At 61.9% G+C, this 16830-nt stretch carries 15 protein-coding genes; 4 read left to right on the top strand and 11 right to left on the bottom strand.

Annotated elements, in window-relative coordinates:
- Positions 1-121: 121 nt before the first annotated feature.
- Entirely contained in the window at positions 122-817 is a 696-nt protein-coding gene (locus ACXX9E_RS21735) for a tRNA (adenine(22)-N(1))-methyltransferase (protein WP_458556163.1), read from the bottom strand.
- 136 nt (positions 818-953) lie between these two features.
- On the bottom strand, positions 954-2003 hold the full coding sequence (locus tag ACXX9E_RS21730; protein WP_458556162.1) for an NAD(P)-dependent alcohol dehydrogenase: 1050 nt from the start codon (positions 2001-2003) through the stop codon (positions 954-956).
- A gap of 189 nt (positions 2004-2192) precedes the next feature.
- On the opposite strand from ACXX9E_RS21730, the gene ACXX9E_RS21725 reads away from it, so the two are divergent.
- Positions 2193-3122 (top strand): Gfo/Idh/MocA family protein, encoded by a 930-nt coding sequence (locus tag ACXX9E_RS21725; protein WP_458556161.1) that lies wholly within the window; start codon positions 2193-2195, stop codon positions 3120-3122.
- Positions 3123-3178: 56 nt separating this feature from the next.
- Here ACXX9E_RS21725 and ACXX9E_RS21720 read toward each other — a convergent pair whose 3' ends face one another.
- The 6 genes from ACXX9E_RS21720 to ACXX9E_RS21695 form a co-directional block, all read right to left on the bottom strand.
- Positions 3179-4597, bottom strand: a complete 1419-nt coding sequence (locus tag ACXX9E_RS21720) for an alkaline phosphatase D family protein (RefSeq protein WP_422495731.1) — start codon at positions 4595-4597, stop codon at positions 3179-3181.
- Positions 4598-4920: 323 nt separating this feature from the next.
- On the bottom strand, positions 4921-6186 hold the full coding sequence (locus ACXX9E_RS21715) for an NAD(P)/FAD-dependent oxidoreductase (protein WP_458556160.1): 1266 nt from the start codon (positions 6184-6186) through the stop codon (positions 4921-4923).
- Positions 6176-7768, bottom strand: coding sequence for an aldehyde dehydrogenase (NADP(+)) (locus ACXX9E_RS21710; RefSeq protein ID WP_458556159.1), 1593 nt, complete (start codon positions 7766-7768; stop codon positions 6176-6178). Before ACXX9E_RS21710 ends, ACXX9E_RS21715 begins: the two co-directional genes overlap by 11 nt.
- Positions 7769-7839: 71 nt before the next feature.
- Positions 7840-8787 carry a dihydrodipicolinate synthase family protein gene (locus ACXX9E_RS21705; protein ID WP_123462877.1) on the bottom strand — a complete coding sequence of 316 codons (948 nt, stop codon included), beginning with the start codon at positions 8785-8787 and terminating at the stop codon, positions 7840-7842.
- Positions 8788-8842: 55 nt separating this feature from the next.
- The gene (locus tag ACXX9E_RS21700; RefSeq protein ID WP_458556158.1) at positions 8843-9769 is read right to left on the bottom strand and encodes a 4-hydroxyproline epimerase; all 927 of its coding nucleotides are present in this window, start codon (positions 9767-9769) and stop codon (positions 8843-8845) included.
- Between the two features lie 22 nt (positions 9770-9791).
- A complete protein-coding gene (locus ACXX9E_RS21695) occupies positions 9792-11417 on the bottom strand; it encodes an APC family permease (protein WP_186748155.1) in 1626 nt (541 codons plus the stop codon).
- Between the two features lie 231 nt (positions 11418-11648).
- Here ACXX9E_RS21695 and ACXX9E_RS21690 point away from each other — a divergent pair, with 231 nt between their 5' ends.
- Entirely contained in the window at positions 11649-12407 is a 759-nt protein-coding gene (locus tag ACXX9E_RS21690; protein WP_123462881.1) for an AraC family transcriptional regulator, read from the top strand.
- A gap of 196 nt (positions 12408-12603) precedes the next feature.
- On the opposite strand, the gene ACXX9E_RS21685 is transcribed toward ACXX9E_RS21690, so the two are convergent.
- Positions 12604-13200, bottom strand: coding sequence for a LysE family translocator (locus ACXX9E_RS21685; RefSeq protein ID WP_123462883.1), 597 nt, complete (start codon positions 13198-13200; stop codon positions 12604-12606).
- Positions 13201-13254: 54 nt separating this feature from the next.
- Entirely contained in the window at positions 13255-14091 is an 837-nt protein-coding gene (locus ACXX9E_RS21680) for an AraC family transcriptional regulator (RefSeq protein ID WP_123462885.1), read from the bottom strand.
- Positions 14092-14237: 146 nt separating this feature from the next.
- On the opposite strand from ACXX9E_RS21680, the gene ACXX9E_RS21675 reads away from it, so the two are divergent.
- Together ACXX9E_RS21675 and ACXX9E_RS21670 are read left to right on the top strand one after the other, a co-directional pair.
- Positions 14238-14525: a hypothetical protein gene (locus ACXX9E_RS21675; RefSeq protein WP_123462887.1), complete on the top strand. Its 288-nt coding sequence runs from the start codon at positions 14238-14240 to the stop codon at positions 14523-14525.
- Between the two features lie 64 nt (positions 14526-14589).
- Positions 14590-15513, top strand: a complete 924-nt coding sequence (locus ACXX9E_RS21670) for a bifunctional helix-turn-helix transcriptional regulator/GNAT family N-acetyltransferase (RefSeq protein ID WP_422495725.1) — start codon at positions 14590-14592, stop codon at positions 15511-15513.
- A gap of 26 nt (positions 15514-15539) precedes the next feature.
- Here the strand turns inward: ACXX9E_RS21670 and ACXX9E_RS21665 are convergent, their stop codons facing one another.
- Complete coding sequence (locus ACXX9E_RS21665; protein ID WP_458556157.1) at positions 15540-16742, bottom strand: MFS transporter; 1203 nt, start codon at positions 16740-16742, stop codon at positions 15540-15542.
- Positions 16743-16830: the final 88 nt, after the last annotated feature.

Raw genomic sequence — 16830 nt, 5'->3', positions numbered from 1 at the left:
CCTCGTTACGCGTGAGCGCGAACATGAGGTTGCGCTTGCGCGTCTCTGCAGCTGATGCGGCGAGCCACAGAATTCCAGACCTGTGTCGGTCAGTCCCGAGCGTCCGTCAGGTGCCGGACCTTCAGGTCAGCAGTTCGCTGATCCATCGCGTCTGGCGGTTCAGTTCCTGCACCCTGCCTTCAGGCAATGTTTGCCGGGCCTGGCTGAGTTGGCTCAACGTCTTCTGCTTATGCCGCAGCTTGTGTCGCCACTTGCTCATGAACGCCGGGCTGCGTGCCTGCAGGTGCAAGGGGCCGAAGTACAGCTCTTTGGCGCTGTAGCTCACCGCATCGGCACGTTCGGCGACGATGATTTCGTAGTCGAAGCGGTTCTCGCGCAGCACTTCTTCACTGTGGATCCGGTAGCCGTTGTCCATCAACCATTGGCGCAAGGGCTGCTCGCCGCCGTTGGGTTGCAGGATCAGCCGTTCCTTGCCGCTCAAATGAGTTTTGCCGCGGTCGAGAATGTCGCGGATGGTTTCGCCACCCATGCCGCACAGGCTGACGGCGGTAATCGCGTCTGCAGGCGTGATCGCCGCCAGACCATTGGCCAGGCGTACGCTGATGCGCTGGTGCAGATCGTTGTCGCGCACGGTGCGTTGCGCTGCCTGGAAAGGTGTCGTGGCGACTTCGCCCGCCACGGCGTACGCGATGGCTCCGCGCCGCAGCAACGCCACCGGCAGATAGCCGTGGTCCGAGCCGATATCGGCCAGGTGCGCACCGGCCGGAATGTGTGCGGCCACGCGCTCAAGGCGCATGGACAATGTCTGTTCGTTCAACGGCAACCCCTGTTTACCACGCGCCTGCTGCTGGCTGGCAGGCAAAGGGGTGCGACTCTGGCGAGCAACGCCGAGGCTGTCAAATCCTGCCGACAGAATTGAAGAGCCCCCGACAGCATGGCCGGGGGCTCACACGTCAGCCCGCCAGGGTGGCGTTGTCGATCACGAAGCGATATTTCACATCGCCCTCGAGCATGCGCTCGTAGGCGTCATTGATCTGATCGGCGCGAATCAGTTCGATGTCGGAGACGATGCCGTGTTCGGCACAGAAATCCAGCATCTCCTGGGTTTCAGGAATGCCGCCGATCATCGAACCGGCGATCGTGCGGCGCTTCATGATCAGGTTGAACACGTTCGGCGACGGGTGTGGCGAGGCAGGCGCGCCGACCAGCGTCAACGCACCATCGCGCTTGAGCAGGACGAGGAAGGCGTCGAGATCGTGCGGCGCGGCGACGGTATTGAGGATGAAGTCGAAGCTCTTGGTGTGGGCGGCCATTTCCTCGGCATTACGCGACACCACCACCTCATCGGCACCCAGCTGCCTGGCCGCTTCGCGCTTGGATTCGGAGGTGGTGAAGGCAACCACGTGCGCGCCCATTGCATGAGCCAGTTTGATGCCCATGTGGCCGAGGCCGCCAATGCCGACCACCCCCACTTTCTTGCCTGGCCCGACATTCCAGTGACGCAGTGGCGAGTAAGTGGTGATGCCCGCACACAGCAGCGGTGCGACGGCCGCCAGTTGCGCTTGCGGATGTCGAATGCGCAACACATAGCGCTCGTGCACGACGATGTTCTGTGAGTAGCCGCCGAGCGTCCAGCCCGGCGCGTCCGGCGTCGGGAAGTTATAGGTGCCGATCATGCCGTCGCAGTAGTTTTCCAGACCGCTTTCGCAGTCATCGCAGCGCTTGCAGCTGTCGACGATGCAGCCGACGCCGACCAGATCGCCGACCTTGAAATCCGCGACATGCGCACCGACAGCGGCAACCCGCCCGACGATTTCATGCCCCGGTACACAGGGAAACTGCGTGCCGGCCCACTCGGCGCGCACCTGATGCAGGTCCGAGTGGCAGATGCCGCAGAACGCGATGTCGATCTGCACATCATGGGCTGCAGGCGCGCGGCGGTTGATCTGCATCGGCTCAAGAGGTTTGTCGCCCGCATGGGCGCCGTAGGCTTGTACAAGCATGGGAACATCCTCGATCGGTTGGTCGTATCGGCATTCTTCACGTTCTGGTCGACCGGGCAGTAGTGCATTCCTGTGTAATCCTTGCCTGATCCTGTGCGTGTTTGTGACGTTGCACTGACAGACGATCGCGGTGTTTGCAGGTAACCTGCCGGTTCACTGACTAAAACAAAAGCAAAGCAGGAGTCACTGATGCAACCAATCCGTCTCGGTCTGGTGGGCTACGGCAAGATTGCCCAGGATCAGCACGTCCCGGCGATCAACGCCAACCCCGGATTCCAGCTGGTGTCTGTCGCCACGCAGGGCCAGCCGTGCCCTGGTGTGGAGAATTTTCACACCTTGAGCGAGTTACTGGAACACGGCCCGGAGGTCGATGCCATCGCGTTCTGCACCCCGCCCCAAGGGCGCTTCGCGCTGGTGCAACAGGCGCTCGCCGCCGGCAAACATGTGCTGGTGGAAAAGCCGCCCTGCGCCACGTTGGGCGAGGCCCTGGCGCTGGTCGATCAAGCTGCGGCGAAGGGCGTCAGTGCCTTGTTCGCCTGGCATTCGCGCTATGCGCCCGGCATTGAAGCGGCCCGCGACTGGCTGGCCTCGCGCACCCTGCAAAGCGTGCAGATCGACTGGAAGGAAGACGTGCGCAAGTGGCATCCCGGCCAGACGTGGATCTGGCAACCCGGCGGCCTCGGCGTATTCGATCCGGGCATCAATGCCTTGTCGATCGTGACCCACTTGTTGCCGCACCCATTGTTCGTTGAATCTGCCGAGCTGCGCGTGCCGGACAACTGCCAGTCGCCGATTGCCGCGTCGATCAAAATGGCAGACGCACGGCGGCTCGATGTGCGCGCGGAATTCGATTTCGACCACGGTCACGATGAGTTGTGGAGCATCGAGATTCGCTGTGCCGAAGGCGTTCTGCGCCTGGACAACGGTGGCGCACTGTTGAGCATCGACGGCGTGCGCCAGACCGTGTCGGAAGAGGGTGAGTATGCGGCGGTGTATCGGCATTTCCAGCAGTTGATTGCTGATAAGGCCAGTGATGTGGATGTGCAGCCATTGCGCTTGGTGGCAGACAGTTTCTTTGTGGGGAGTCGGGTGGCGGTCGAGGCGTTTTACGACGCCTGAAGTCAGCGCCGTCAATCGAAAGCCTGCCCGAGGGCAGGCTTTCGTGTTTCCGGGCGCTAGAACTTGATTTTCGTTGCCGGTCCCAGGGATCCCCCCTTGCGTTCGAAAAAGTTTACATCGACCCCTTTAAGACTGCTTTCCAGCCTGGCGAAGTTATCGTCGGAGTACACGTCCGAGAGCAAACGCGTGACAAAGTTGCCGCCCGGTATCCCGGTAAGCTGGGTGTTGAAGGCGAATTCGGTTTTACTCATGTGCGGGTACGGCCAGAAGAACGACGATGAAACCACGCTGTGGACACTGAAGCTCGGGTCGCTGTCCAGGGTCAGCTTGCTGACGAAAGAGCAATGCACGTCGCCGGAAACGAAGATCACCTTGCTGATCTTATTGTTGCGGATGTGTTCGATGATCAAGCGACGCTGTTCGGCAAACGCGCCCCATTTATCGCCGGCATCATTCAACAGATCAGGAAACAACGGGACTGAAGTCACGACGAACTTCACCAATTGGCTACCGTTGCCCAGCCAGTCCAGGAGCGCCTTGAGTTGCGTCTCGCTGACCATGGTTGGAGGCGTTGCGGACAAGTCTCGCTCTGTGCGTGAGTCCATGACGAACCACTCCGAGCAGCCGTCGACGAAGCTGTACCAGAAGTGTGAAAGGGTGCCTTCGATCCGGCCTGCGCCGTCCGCGCTAAAGAGCGGGCTGTGGCTGCTCTGGTAGATTTGATAGGCGTGGATGGCATGGGGATAAAGCGTCACGCGATCCTGCTTGTCGGCATTGGCTGGCCAGTTATCTTCGATTTCATGGTCGTCCAGAATCATGTACGTCGGCACGCGAGCCATCAATTGCTGGATGTAGGTCTGTGAAAACACCGTGCGATAGCGCTCCAGAAACTGATCGAGGCGGGTATCGGGGGCAACGAAGTTGAGGTCATCGGCGTAGATCTGGTCGCCAATCATCAGCAGCGCGTCGACGGGTTTTTTCTTGTCAATCTGTTCGAGTACAGAGCGAAAGACCTTGTCGCCCCGGTCGTCATACCAGAGACCGCCAAACAGGCGCAGCAGGTAGCGACACGAGCCGACCACATAGCTTCGCGACCCCGTGGTGCTGGTGGTGCTGGTTTTGAATGACATGGTGAAGTCAGCGTCCGGTGTCGGCCACTCCAGCAGGCTTGCATTGATCTGTTCAATTTTTTCCAGTTCGGCGTCGGCAAAAAACCAGCCCGCCTGATACTCGTAAACGGTCGACGGGGTCAGGCTGGAGATGGCGAACACACCGGTCATGTCGAAGTTCGGCGACAGTTTGTTGAAGAGCGGATCCGACCATTTCTGGCCGCCGAGCTTGCGCCAGCGTACAACGCCGAAAGCGCGCCGCAGACCGTGCGCGTCCCGCTCGAGTTCGCCACGCAGAAACAAACGTGTCTGATTGGGGTCGGTGAATCCGACGATAGGCCCCACGGTGGGCAGGTTGATTTTCATTTTTCACGCTCGCTGATAGTGATTGTCGAGAGTTCAATCAGGCACAGGAAATCGCGGGGGAACCCCAAAACGTTGGCAGCAGGGCTGAGGGCGATAGGGAACAGTGGTTCCAGCAAAGGCGTCCATGGGTGCTGCGCTCCAGTGAGCTGACTGGCGGGTTTTGCGCACACACTCTCATCCTTGCAACGCTGTGAAGAGCATTATTCCGGACTGCTGACGACCACGGAGAATGGGGAGAGGTACGGTTTAAGCTAGCCCGGATTCCTGCCGTTGCCAGTTGCAAGGGCAGAAAATTTCATCGCTGGCCGGTACCTCTCGCTGATTCAGAAACGCGCAAGCCTGTAGGGCGAGAGGGCGGGTAAATCATTCACCTGATTCAGCGCTGTCGATAACGCCATCTCGACGACCATCTCCGCCGTCACCGCCGCCTGCGTCAGCCCCAAATGCTGATGCCCGAACGCAAGCAACACTTTGCCATCGCAGACCTGGTCAATTACCGGCAGCGAATCCGGCAGCGACGGTCGAAAGCCCATCCACGGCGTGGCGGCTTCAGCGCTCAGATCCTTGCGAAACAAGCCCTGACTCAAGCGATGCAACTGCCACGCACGGGCCATGCTCGGCGAGCGTTCCAGGCCGGCGAACTCGACGGTGCCGGCCAGCCGCAAGCCTTCGGACATCGGCGTCATGATGAACTTGCGTTCCAGCGAGGTGACTGCGAAGGGCAGTCGATTGTGCTCCGTCGGCAGCATCAGGTGGTAGCCGCGCTCGGTGTCCAGTGGCACTGTCCTGCCTGTCAACGCGGCGGTGAGTTTCGCCGAGTGTGCACCGCAGGCAATTAATACGCGGCGCGCGCTCAGGCTACCCGATGCGGTGGCCAGCGATACACCGTGTTCCAGCACAGCGCCGCCCTGTACCTGTTGTTTGACGAAACTCACGCCGCAGGCTTTCGCTGCTTCGACCAGTTCGCCCACCACCCGATACGGATCGATAAAGTGACCGGTGCGCGGGAAGAATAAACCGCCCTGAATCTGTTCGCTAAGCTGAGGCGCCGCGTCCCGGATTACGCTGGCGTGCCAGAAATCCACCGGCACGTGCTGCTGACGCAGGCGCGCCTGAAGCGCTTCGATGGCCTGGCGTGATTCACCTCGTTCGAACACCAGCAAGGAACCGTCGACTTTCAGCAGGTCGGGGCGCTCGATCTCCGTGAGCAAGCGTTGCCAGGCATCGAGGCTGGACTCATTGAGCGCGCGTAATCCAGCGACGGTTCGCCGAAACGGCTCCGGGCGCAGATTCAGCAGCAGTCGCGTGAACCACGGCAGCGCACGCGGCAGGTATTTCCAGTCCAGCCGCAGCGGCCCCATCGGGTCCATCAACATGGCCGGCAAGCGTTTGAGGATCGACACATCGGCAATCGGAAACACCTGCTCGGTGGCCAGATGCCCGGCATTGCCGAACGAGGCACCGTGACCGGGTTCCTGTTGGTCGATGACCACCACGCGCTGGCCCTGGCGCGCCAGACGCAGGGCGCAGGCGACGCCAATGATGCCGGCGCCGACCACGGCGATGTCATGGGAGACGTTATTCGGCATGGATTGACGCTTCCCTTTGGCCATCGAACAGCCGACGCAGATGCAGCGGATTGGCCTGTTTCAATGCGCTCGGCAACAGGCTGTCGGGGAAGTCCTGGTAACACACCGGACGCAGGAAACGCAGGATTGCCGCGCTGCCCACCGAGGTTGTGCGCGCGTCGGAGGTGGCCGGAAACGGGCCGCCATGCACCATCGCATCGCAGACTTCCACGCCGGTCGGCCAGCCGTTGACCAGCAGGCGGCCGGCCTTGCGTTCCAGGGCCGGCAGCAGTGAACGGGCGAGTTCAAGGTCGTCGTCATCCAGCTGCAGGGTCGTTGTCAATTGACCTTCCAGATGCTCGATCACTTGGCGAATTTCAGCGTCACTGGCGCACTGCACAATCAACGACGCCGCGCCGAACACTTCCGCTTGCAGACTGTGATCGGTGAGGAAATCGGCAGCATCGGTGGCAAATACATGGGCCTGACACGCGTTCGGGCCACCGGCGATCTGACCGCTGGCGGCGATCCGGGCGCGACTGTTTTGCGCCAGTGCATTCACGCCAGCCTTGTACGCACTGCAGATGCCCGGCGTGAGCATGGTCTGTGCCGGGCTGTGCTGAAGGCGCTCGGCAACGCGGCCAACGAAGGCATCCAGCGCCGGCCCCTGGCGCGCAATCACCAGCCCGGGGTTGGTGCAGAACTGTCCGGCACCCAGGGTCAGCGAGGCGACAAAGCCTTCGGCCAAGGCCTGCGTGCGTTGGTGCAAGGCCGCCGGAAACAGCAGCACCGGGTTGATCGAACTCATTTCCGCATACACCGGAATCGGCTCGGGCCGTGCCTGCGCGGCCTGAATCAAGGCCAGACCGCCGCTGCGCGAACCGGTGAAGCCGACTGCTTTGATTCGTCGATCACTGACCAGCGCAATGCCCAATTCGCGACCAGAGCCGTATACCAACGAAAACACGCCTTCGGGCAGATCACAGGCTTTAACCGCCCGAGCCACGGCGCGGCCAACCAGTTCGCTGGTGCCGGGATGCGCGCCGTGCGCCTTCACAATTACCGGGCAACCGGCCGCCAGCGCCGACGCCGTGTCCCCGCCGGCTACCGAGAATGCCAGCGGGAAGTTGCTCGCGCCGAACACCGCCACCGGTCCCAACGGGATCTGGCGCTGGCGCAGGTCCGAACGCGGCAACGGTTGACGCTGCGGCTGAGCCGGATCGACCCGCACATCGAGCCATTCACCGGCACGTACGGTGCGGGCGAACATCCGCAACTGCTGACAGGTGCGACCGCGTTCGCCCAGCAACCGTGCACGCGGCAGACCGGTTTCGCTGGTGGCGCGGTCGATCAGTTCATCGCCCAGGCCTTCGATTTCCTCGGCGATGCGCTCAAGAAATTCGCCACGGGCACTCAGGTTCGTCTCGCGATAACGGTCCAGTGCGGCCCAGGCCAGTGCGCAAGCCTGTTCGACATGCTCGGCTGAACCGCCGAAATATGCCGGTTCCAGCGCGGTATCGGTGGCCGGGTCGAGGCCGCGAATGGCGTCGCGATTGCCCGCGACGGTGTGTTGTCCGATCAACATGTGGCCCGTCAGAGTCATGGTGTCTTCCTGATGAATAAGGTGAGGCCTGCCGTGAGGCGCAAGGCGTCACGGCAGGCGAGGGCGCCAGGTCAGGCGAAGTGCTGCTCGGCCGACCAGTTCTCGTACCAGTGGCGGAACAGCGAATACTGGTTTTCCGCGTAACGCCGTTGGGCGTCGCTCAACGTGTCGGTCTCGTTAAAGTGCAGGGTGTATTCCTTGTCACCGTTGAGCACCATCAGGTGTTTGTAATACAGCACCAGATCGCAGCCCTCGTCGAACGAGGACAGCACCGCCAGTGCCGATTCCAGCTCGCGTGCCTGGCGCCGCGCCTTGGCGTCACCCTTGGCCGCTTGCTTGCTCAGGGCGACCAGTTGCAGCACTTCACGGGGCAAGGCGTTGCCGATACCGGTGATCGCGCCGGTGGCGTTGCAGTTGACGAAACCGTGCACCACCTGGGTGTCGACACCGACCATCAGGGTTACGTCGTCATCCTTGGAGGTGATGTTTTCGGCGGCATACCGCAGGTCGGCACCACCGCCGAACTCTTTGAAGCCGATCAGGTTCGGGTACTCGCGGCGCAGTTCGAAGAACAGCTCGGCGCGGGTGGCGAAGCCGTAGTAAGGGCTGTTGTAGATCACCGCCGGCAGGTTTGGCGCAGCTTGCAGGATTGCCGCGAAGTGGGCCTTTTGCGCCGCAGCCGAAGCACCACGGGACAGCACCCGCGGAATCACCATCAAGCCTTGTGCGCCGACGTTCGCCGCGTGTGCGGCGTGGGACACCGCTTCGCGAGTGTTCACCGCACCGGTGCCGACGATGGTCGGAATTCCTGCCGCGACCAGGCGTGCCACGCCCTCCTGACGCTCGGCTTCGGTGAGCAGCGGCCAGTCGCCCATCGAACCGCAATAGACCACGGCGCTCATGCCGATATCGATCAGCTCGCGACCTTTGGCCACCAGCTTGTCGAAGTCCGGTTTGCGCTGGGCGGTGCACGGGGTCATCAGGGCCGGCATGCAACCGGTGAAGATGTTGTCACTCATTGTTTTAACTCCTTGGCACATCATTCAAAGGGAGGTGAATAGTCAACGCGGCGGCTTAGATGCCCCACGCGAACGGGTCTTGTTCGTCGATCAGCAGGGTGCTGTCAGCGGTTATAAAAGCGCGGCCGGTGATGAACGGGCGGATGCGTTCGCCTTCCCATTCGAAGCGGCCTTCGAACTGGCTGCCGGTGATGCTGGCCTGCACCCAGCGCGCACCAGGTTGCAGCTTGTCGTCGGCGGCCAGGCAGGCGAGTTTGGCGCTGGTGCCGGTACCGCAGGGCGAACGGTCGTAGGCCTTGCCCGGGCACATGACAAAGTTGCGGCTGTCGGCGTGGGCATCGTCAGCGAACAGTTCGATGTGGTCGATGACCGCACCGTCTTCGCCGTGAATGCCTTGTTCTTCGAGGGCTTTGAGCATCGCCCAGGTGTAGGCGGTGAGGTGCTCGACGTTGTCCATGCTCAGGGGCTGGCCGTGCTCGGAGACGAGGAAGAACCAGTTGCCGCCATAGGCAATATCACCGCACACGCGGCCGAAACCGGGCACGTCCACCGATACCTGTTTGCGGTAGCGGTAGGCGGGCACGTTGCCCAGGGTCACGTTGCCGTCGTCATGCAACGTGGCGCTGACCGGGCCGACCGGTGTGTCGATCTTGTGCACGCCAGGCTTGATGTGCCCCAGAAACTGCAACGAGTTGATCAGGCCGATGGTGCCGTGGCCGCACATGCCGAGGTAACCGGCGTTGTTGAAGAAAATCACTCCGCACGTGGCGTCCGCCGACACCGGCTCGCAATACAGTGCGCCGACCAGCACGTCGTTGCCGCGCGGTTCTAGCAGGCAGGCGCGGCGCCAGGCATCGTGCTGAGTGCGCAGAGCCTCGCGTTTCTCCACCATGGTGTCGCCGGACAGGGCGGGAAAACCGTGCATCACCAGACGCGTGGGCTCACCGCCGGTGTGGGAATCAATGACGTGTATGCGTTTCATGAAGGTGTCCCGTTGAGTGATTTCAGTAGGCGCCGGCAGGGCGCGCATGCACGGTGGAAGCGGTGTCGGCGACCTCACTTTCCTCGTCGTCCGCTTCAAGGCGCAGCAGGTGCGCCGGTACGCCGGTGGCGGCGCCCCAGTAGTAAATGCCGGTGGCGCAAGCGGCGACGACGAGGGTGTCGAAAGGGTGGGCGAGGATGCCCAGGCCGCCGAAGGTGCCGAGTTTCGACAGCACGATGGTCACCGCGTAGAAGGCGATCAGCCACGCCGACGAGCGCACCTGACGGCTCAGGCTCAGGTGCGCGGTTGGCACGAAACGAGCGCACAGCAAGTAGACGACGAACATCAGAATCTGCAGGCCGAGCAGCCACGACACGGTGTTCCAGCCGGACCAGTAGACGATCAGCGCGGCGATGATGAACGACACCGGCCCGAGCACGCCCATGCACTTGACCCGGAAGGGACGCGGCAGGTCCGGCGCGCTGCGGCGCAACGCGGCGACCGACACCGGGGCCACGGCGTAGCTCAACACCAGGGCAGCGGAAACCACGTTGATCAGCGCTTCCCACGACGGGAACGGCAGGGTCCAGAACACCGACAGGGCGAAGGTCAGCCACAGCGCCGGACGCGGGATGCCGGACTTCTCGTCGATGTGGGTGAAGACCTTGAAGAAGGTGCCGGTCTGCGCCCAGCCGTAGATCACGCGCGGGGTAGCGTTCATATAAATGTTGCCGCAACCGCTCGGCGAGATCACCGCGTCGGCCACCACCAGATACGCCAGCCAGCCCACACCCAGTGCCAGGGCGATGTCGCGGTATGGCAGGGCGAATGCCTTGTTGATGCCGGCCCAGCCGTCGGCGAGCATTTCCGTTGGAATGCCGCCGAGGAACGCGGTTTGCAGCAATACGTAAATGGCGGTCGACAACAGCACCGAGAGGATCAGCGCAATCGGAATGGTGCGCTGGGGATTCTTCACTTCGCTGGCCACCGAGATGATCGGTGTCAGGCCCAGGTAAGCAAAGATCACCCCGCCTGCCGACACCGCCATCTCGATGCCCGACAGGCCGAACGGCGCGAAACCCTGAATCTGAAAGTTTTCCGGTTTGAAGAAGGTGAACAGCACCCCGATCACCAGCAGCGGCACGATGAACTTGAACACGCTGACCAGGTTGTTGGCCTTGGCGAAGGTCTTCACGCTGCGGTAGTTGAGCAGGAAAAACACGCAGAGCAGGGCGAACTGCACCAGCCAGCCGAGGATTGTCGGATCGCCGCTGCCCGCTTTGGTCAGGCCGGGAAACCACGCCGCGGCGTATTGGCGCGAGGCAACCACTTCAATCGCCACCAGACTGGAAAACGCGATCAGGGTGATGAAACCCATCAGGTAACCGAGCAGTGGCCCGTGGGAGTAAACCGGGTAGCGCACCACACCGCCGGCACGGGGCAATGCCGCGCCCAATTCGCAGTAAACGATGCCCAGCAACAATACGGCGAACCCGCCCAGCAGCCAGGAAAAAATCCCCGCCGGGCCGGCAATGGCCGACACATGACTGGCCGCGAACAACCAGCCGGAACCGAAGATCGCACCGAGCCCGATAAATGTGAGGTCGATCAATGAAAGCTGTTTTTTGAACTTGCCTTGGCCTGACATGGCATCGCCTTCTTGTGAGTTATTGGATAGGCAGTTGTGTCACTGGGACGGCCAGACTTTGAACTGATCGACCTTGCGGCGATTGATGTTTTGCACCGGGTTGGATGACGAAATCGGCACAGTCGCGCAGAGCAACGCTGCTGCTCGACAGGCTTTCGGCGATGCTGCAATCTGCGTGCGAACGCCTTGGGCGAGCACTGGCCTGAAGCACCAACGGGGGAGAACTCTTCGATGCAGAGTGCGTTTTCGATGTTGTCGCAAGGCCGCCCGCAAACCCTGGAAGAACTGGTAGCCGGCGCCGCGCTGCTGTTGCCGATGCTCGACGTGATCCCCAGTGCGGCGATTTTCATCAAGGATCTGCAGGCGCGTTATGTCCTCGCCAATCGCACATTGGTGCAGCGCTGTGGCTTGAAGGATTTACGCCCGTTGCTGGGGAAAACCAGCGCGCAGGTGTTCCCCGCGCAACTCGGGCCGGGGTACACCGAGCAGGATCGCAAGGTGCTGGAGGAGGGCTTTGTACTGGAGGATCAGCTGGAACTGCACCTGTACGGCAGTCGTGAACCGGGTTGGTGCCTGACCCACAAGCACCCGTTGTACAACCGCGACGGGCTGATCATCGGGCTGGCGGGGATCTCGGTCGATCTGCAATCGGCCAGTGAAACGCATCCGGCATTCGAGCGCCTGGCCGCAGTCGACGAGCATATTCGCAGCCACTTCAATCGCCGCGTCACGTTGGGCGAACTGACGCGAATCGCCGGTATTTCGGTGGCGCAACTGGAGCGCTACTGCAAGCGCGTCTTTCACCTGACGCCACGACAGATGATTCAAAAGGTGCGTCTGGAACACGCCCATCGCTTGCTGCACACCGATTTGCCGATCACCGACGTGGCGCTGCAATGCGGTTACACCGACCACAGTGCCTTCACCCGCCAGTTCAAGGCCTCTACCGGCTTCACCCCCCGCGAATATCGCCAGGCGACATCGCGCTGAAATCACCGCCTGCATTCCCATGCAGCCCCAACCGTAAGAAATCCAACCTGTGGCCCCGCTGGGCTGCGCAGCAGCCCCAAAACCTGCCCACTCATTCCTTCAGGCATACCGAGTATTCAGATTTACGACTGCTGCGCAGCCGAACGGGGATAAATCCCCTCGCCACAGGTGCTTGCCTGACTTCAGGTCAGCCCGCTCAGAGCAGGACCGTCAGCCAGGCGGAAAGCAGCAGCAACAGCGCCAATACCGCATTCATGCGCTTGAACGCCTGTGGGCTGCCGAACAGCCGTGCACTGCCGACGCCAAGCAGCGCCCAGAACGTCATGCACGGCAACGACACCAGCAGAAATGCCAGCGACAGCACCAGCAAGCGCACGGTCTTGTCACCACCACCGACAAACACACTGACCACTGCCACGGCCATCATCCACACCTTGGGATTGACCAGTTGCAACATCGCCGCACCGAGTACGCTGAACCCTTCATCCTGTGCTTCGGTCGAGTCCAGGGCCGGGGGCGCACTGCGGAAGATCTGCCACGCCAGCCAGCTCAACCAGAGCACGCCCGCCCAGGCCATGGCTTGTTGGACGCGGGGCAAACGCGACAGGGTTTCGCCGGCGCCGAGCCCGACCACCAACACGATCAATGCCGCCGCCGCGCAGGCCCCGAAAATGATCGGCAATGTCGCGCCCAGTCCCCGACGCGAACTGTGGCTCAACACCAGAATATTGGTCGGCCCCGGAGTGATCGAAGCCACGAAAGCAAACAGTAGAAAGGGCAGCAATGACGCCATGATTCGGATTCCTGAATGTGAACACAGGTCTCCATGATCGTCAGCTGGCGTGCGTCAGTCTGGAAGGTTTGAGCAGCGCTTGCGGTAGTCCGCTGGCGTCAGTTGGTAGGCGCGCTTGAACCAGCGGCCCAGGTGGCTTTGATCGGCAAAGCCGAGCACGCTGGCGACCTGCGCCGGCGACTCGCCACGGGCCAGCAACTGACGCGCCTTGGCCAGGCGCAACTGGATCAGATAAGCGTGGGGCGCCAGCCCAAAAGCGGCCTTGAAGGCGCGGGTCAAACGGAAGCGATCGACCTTGCAGGCGTCGGCCAGTTGATCCAGGCCGATGTCATCAAAGGCGTGGGCATGCAGGTAATCCCGGGCCACTTGGGCCACCAGCGGCAGGCGCGGATCGAAATCCTGGCGCTTGCGCCAGTCGAGATGGCGAGTGAGCGAAGCCAACAGGCTGTCGATGGCTGTCTGGCGGACGATGCGCAAGTCGCCGTCATGCAGGGCGTGGAAGGCCTGATTGATCGCCGTGGAGAGGCGCGGGTCCTGGCTCAAGGTATCGGCAAAACCGGGTTGAGTGTTGGCCGGGGCGTCTTCGAACAACGCGTGCAGTTCGCGCTCCAGCCAGTGCGGATCAAGGTACAGCATCGAATAGGTGAACCCGTCGTCCGTGGGGGCCTGACCGTCGTGGATTTCCCCCGGTTCCAGCAAAAAGACCTGGCCCGGCGTACTGCGGTGGCGCACGCGGCGGCAATTGAATTGCTGCACACCTTGCTCGGTCACGCCGACCAGAAAACTGTCATGCCAGTGCGGGTCATAGGCATGCCCCTGAAAATGGGCACGAATCGATTCAATCCCGGTGTCGACATCCTGGGACAGCTCGATCCAGTTGCGTTTATCCACGGCAGGCTCCAGAGATCAGCATGAACGGTGCGGCCCGATAAAATACCGCGCAATGACGACCGGCGTTTAGAAGATTTGTGCAGGTCGACAACGGCGAACGGCTAGACTCGGCAGACTGACGACCTCCTTGCGACAGGTAAAACGCAATGCGCAAAACACGTTTGCCCCGATGCCGCGGGTGGGTCTTGCCGACCCTGATCATCGTCAGCCTGGCGCTGGGCACGGGGTGTTCCAGCCGCAAACACTATCCACCTTCGGGCATTGGCGACAGTTGCTACGCCAAAGCGGTGCCGACGGTGGGCGAAGGCGGTCTGGCGTGGGGTTCGAGCCTGAATATGGCGCGGCAGAAGTCGATGAACAATTGCATCCGGTATGCCGGGCGTTCCGGTGGCACACCGGACACCTGTCAGGTGGTGCTGGCCAAGTGCAGGTAGGGCATTGACATGATTGCTAAAGGCAAATATATAGTTGCCTTAGGCAATCATTCGAGCATGGGTCATGTCCAGCACCGATCTGTTCCAGCACGCCGACATCGTGCGCAGTTTCAACCGCTTCTATACCCAGCAGATCGGCGTGCTGCAGGAGCATCTGCTGCAGAGCGAATACTCGCTGACCGAGCTGCGCATCCTTTATGAACTGGCTTCGCGTGGTGACCTGACCAGCGCCGACCTGCGCCAGATGCTGAGCCTGGATGCCGGCTACATGAGCCGCCTGATCAGCGGTTTCGAGAAAAAGGGCCTGATCCAGAAGGTCCCTTCGCCCACCGATGCCCGCGCAGCTCTACTGCACCTCACCGAGCTGGGCCGGGAAATCCTCGTCCCCCTTGAACAAGCCTCCCGCGAACAAGTGGTCGCCATGCTTGAGCGCCTGACCGAGCCGCAGCAACAACAATTGCTCGGCGCCATGACACTGATCCAGACGCTTTTGCAGAACCACCCGGACTCGACCTACGTGCTACGTGATCCGCAACCCGGGGACATGGGCACGGTGATGCAGCAGCAGGCCGCCCTCTATAGCCGTGAGTACGGCTGGAACTCGGAATTCGAAGCGTTGGTGGCCGAGGTCATCGCGAAATACCTGCGTGACTTCGACCCGGCTTGCGAGCGCTGCTGGATCGCCGAGAAGGACGGCAAGGTTATCGGCTCGGTATTCGTCGTGCGACAGGATGAAACCACCGCGAAACTGCGCATGCTCTACGTTGACGCCAGTGCCCGGGGACTGGGCATCGGCCGTCGCCTGGTTGATGAGTGCCTGCGCTTTGCCCGGCAGATCGGTTACACACGAATGACCCTGTGGACCACCAGCAACCTGACGGCGGCGCGCCAGATTTATCAGAAGGCGGGGTTTGAATTGGTGGAAGAGGAGGCGGTCAACCGTTTCGGCAAGGCACTGGTCAGCCAGACGTGGGCACGTGATTTGTAGGGGCCGATGGCAAACAGCCTGACCGTTCAGGTCGCTTGCGCGACGATGGCCATGTCCGGTTTCAAGCGACGATGGCCGTACAGCGCAACGCCGAGCACGATCAGGCCGGCGACCAGCGCGACGATCGCCCCCTGGCGGGCGCCGAATTCATCCACGACTTGACCTGTTGCCGCTGCGCCCAGCGCGACGCCCACGCCAAGCCCTGAAATCAACCAGGTCAATGCTTCGGTCAGACGCTCGGGCGCAACCATCTGTTCGGCAAGGGTCATTGCCACGATCAGGGTCGGGGCAAAAAACACCCCCGCAACCAGTACGGCCAGTGACAACCCGAGCACATTGCTGGCCCATAACAACGGCACAGTCGTGATGGCCGTCGCCAGCCCGCACAGTAGAAACAGGCGCGATAAAGGCACTTGCAGTTTCATCGCCCCGAACGTCAGGCCGGCGACGCAGGAACCCAGGGCATATGCCGACAACACGATACTGGCGGCGACGGGCTGGCCTTGAGACTGGGCAAAGGCCACGCTGACCACATCAATGGTGCCGACAATCATGCCCATGGCCACCATCAACAGTGCAAGGATGCGAATGCCACCCACGCGAATCATCGACGTCTGTGGCACCCCGGAGGTCGCCCGAACGGGTGGTTCGCTACCCCGCTGACTGACGAAGGCATATACCCCGATGGCCAGCAACAACGCTGTCACCAGTGGTCCAGCCTCGGGAAACAGCGCCACACTCAGACCCACCGCCAGTGGCGGGCCGACAATAAAAGTGACTTCGTCCAGCACCGATTCCAGGGCGTAGGCAGTGTTCAGTTTCGCTGTGCCGCGGTAAATCAGTGTCCAGCGCGCCCGGGACATCGCGGACATGCTGGGCATGAATCCCGACATTACGGCACCCACGAACAGGGTCCAGTCCGGCAACTGCCAGTAGGCACAGGCCGGCAGTGCAAGCAGGCCGGTGCAACTGATTGCCGCAGCGCCCGGGAGTACCTGGCGTTGCCCGAGGCGGTCGACCAGCCGCGAGATCTGTGGCGCCAGCACCGCGAGCGTCAGGGCGAACGTGGCCGCCACGGCGCCGGCCAGCGCGTAATTGTCCCGCATCATCGCCAGCATGGTGATGATGCCGATACCGGCCATGGCCAGCGGAAAACGGGCCACCAGACCCGCCAGGGCAAAACCGTGAGTGCCAGGTTGGGTGAACAGTTCACGGTAAGACTTGACCATCAGCGCACACTCTCCTGGGCCGATTGACTTGCCTGCAATGGCTTCAGCGCTGAAAATGCATACGCTGCGTATGTGAGGGAATTTATTG

The sequence above is a fragment of the Pseudomonas sp. GNP014 genome, from assembly GCF_054344005.1.
The sequence above is the reverse complement of the archived record's forward strand: the minus strand, read 5'-3'. Positions and strand labels throughout refer to the sequence as shown.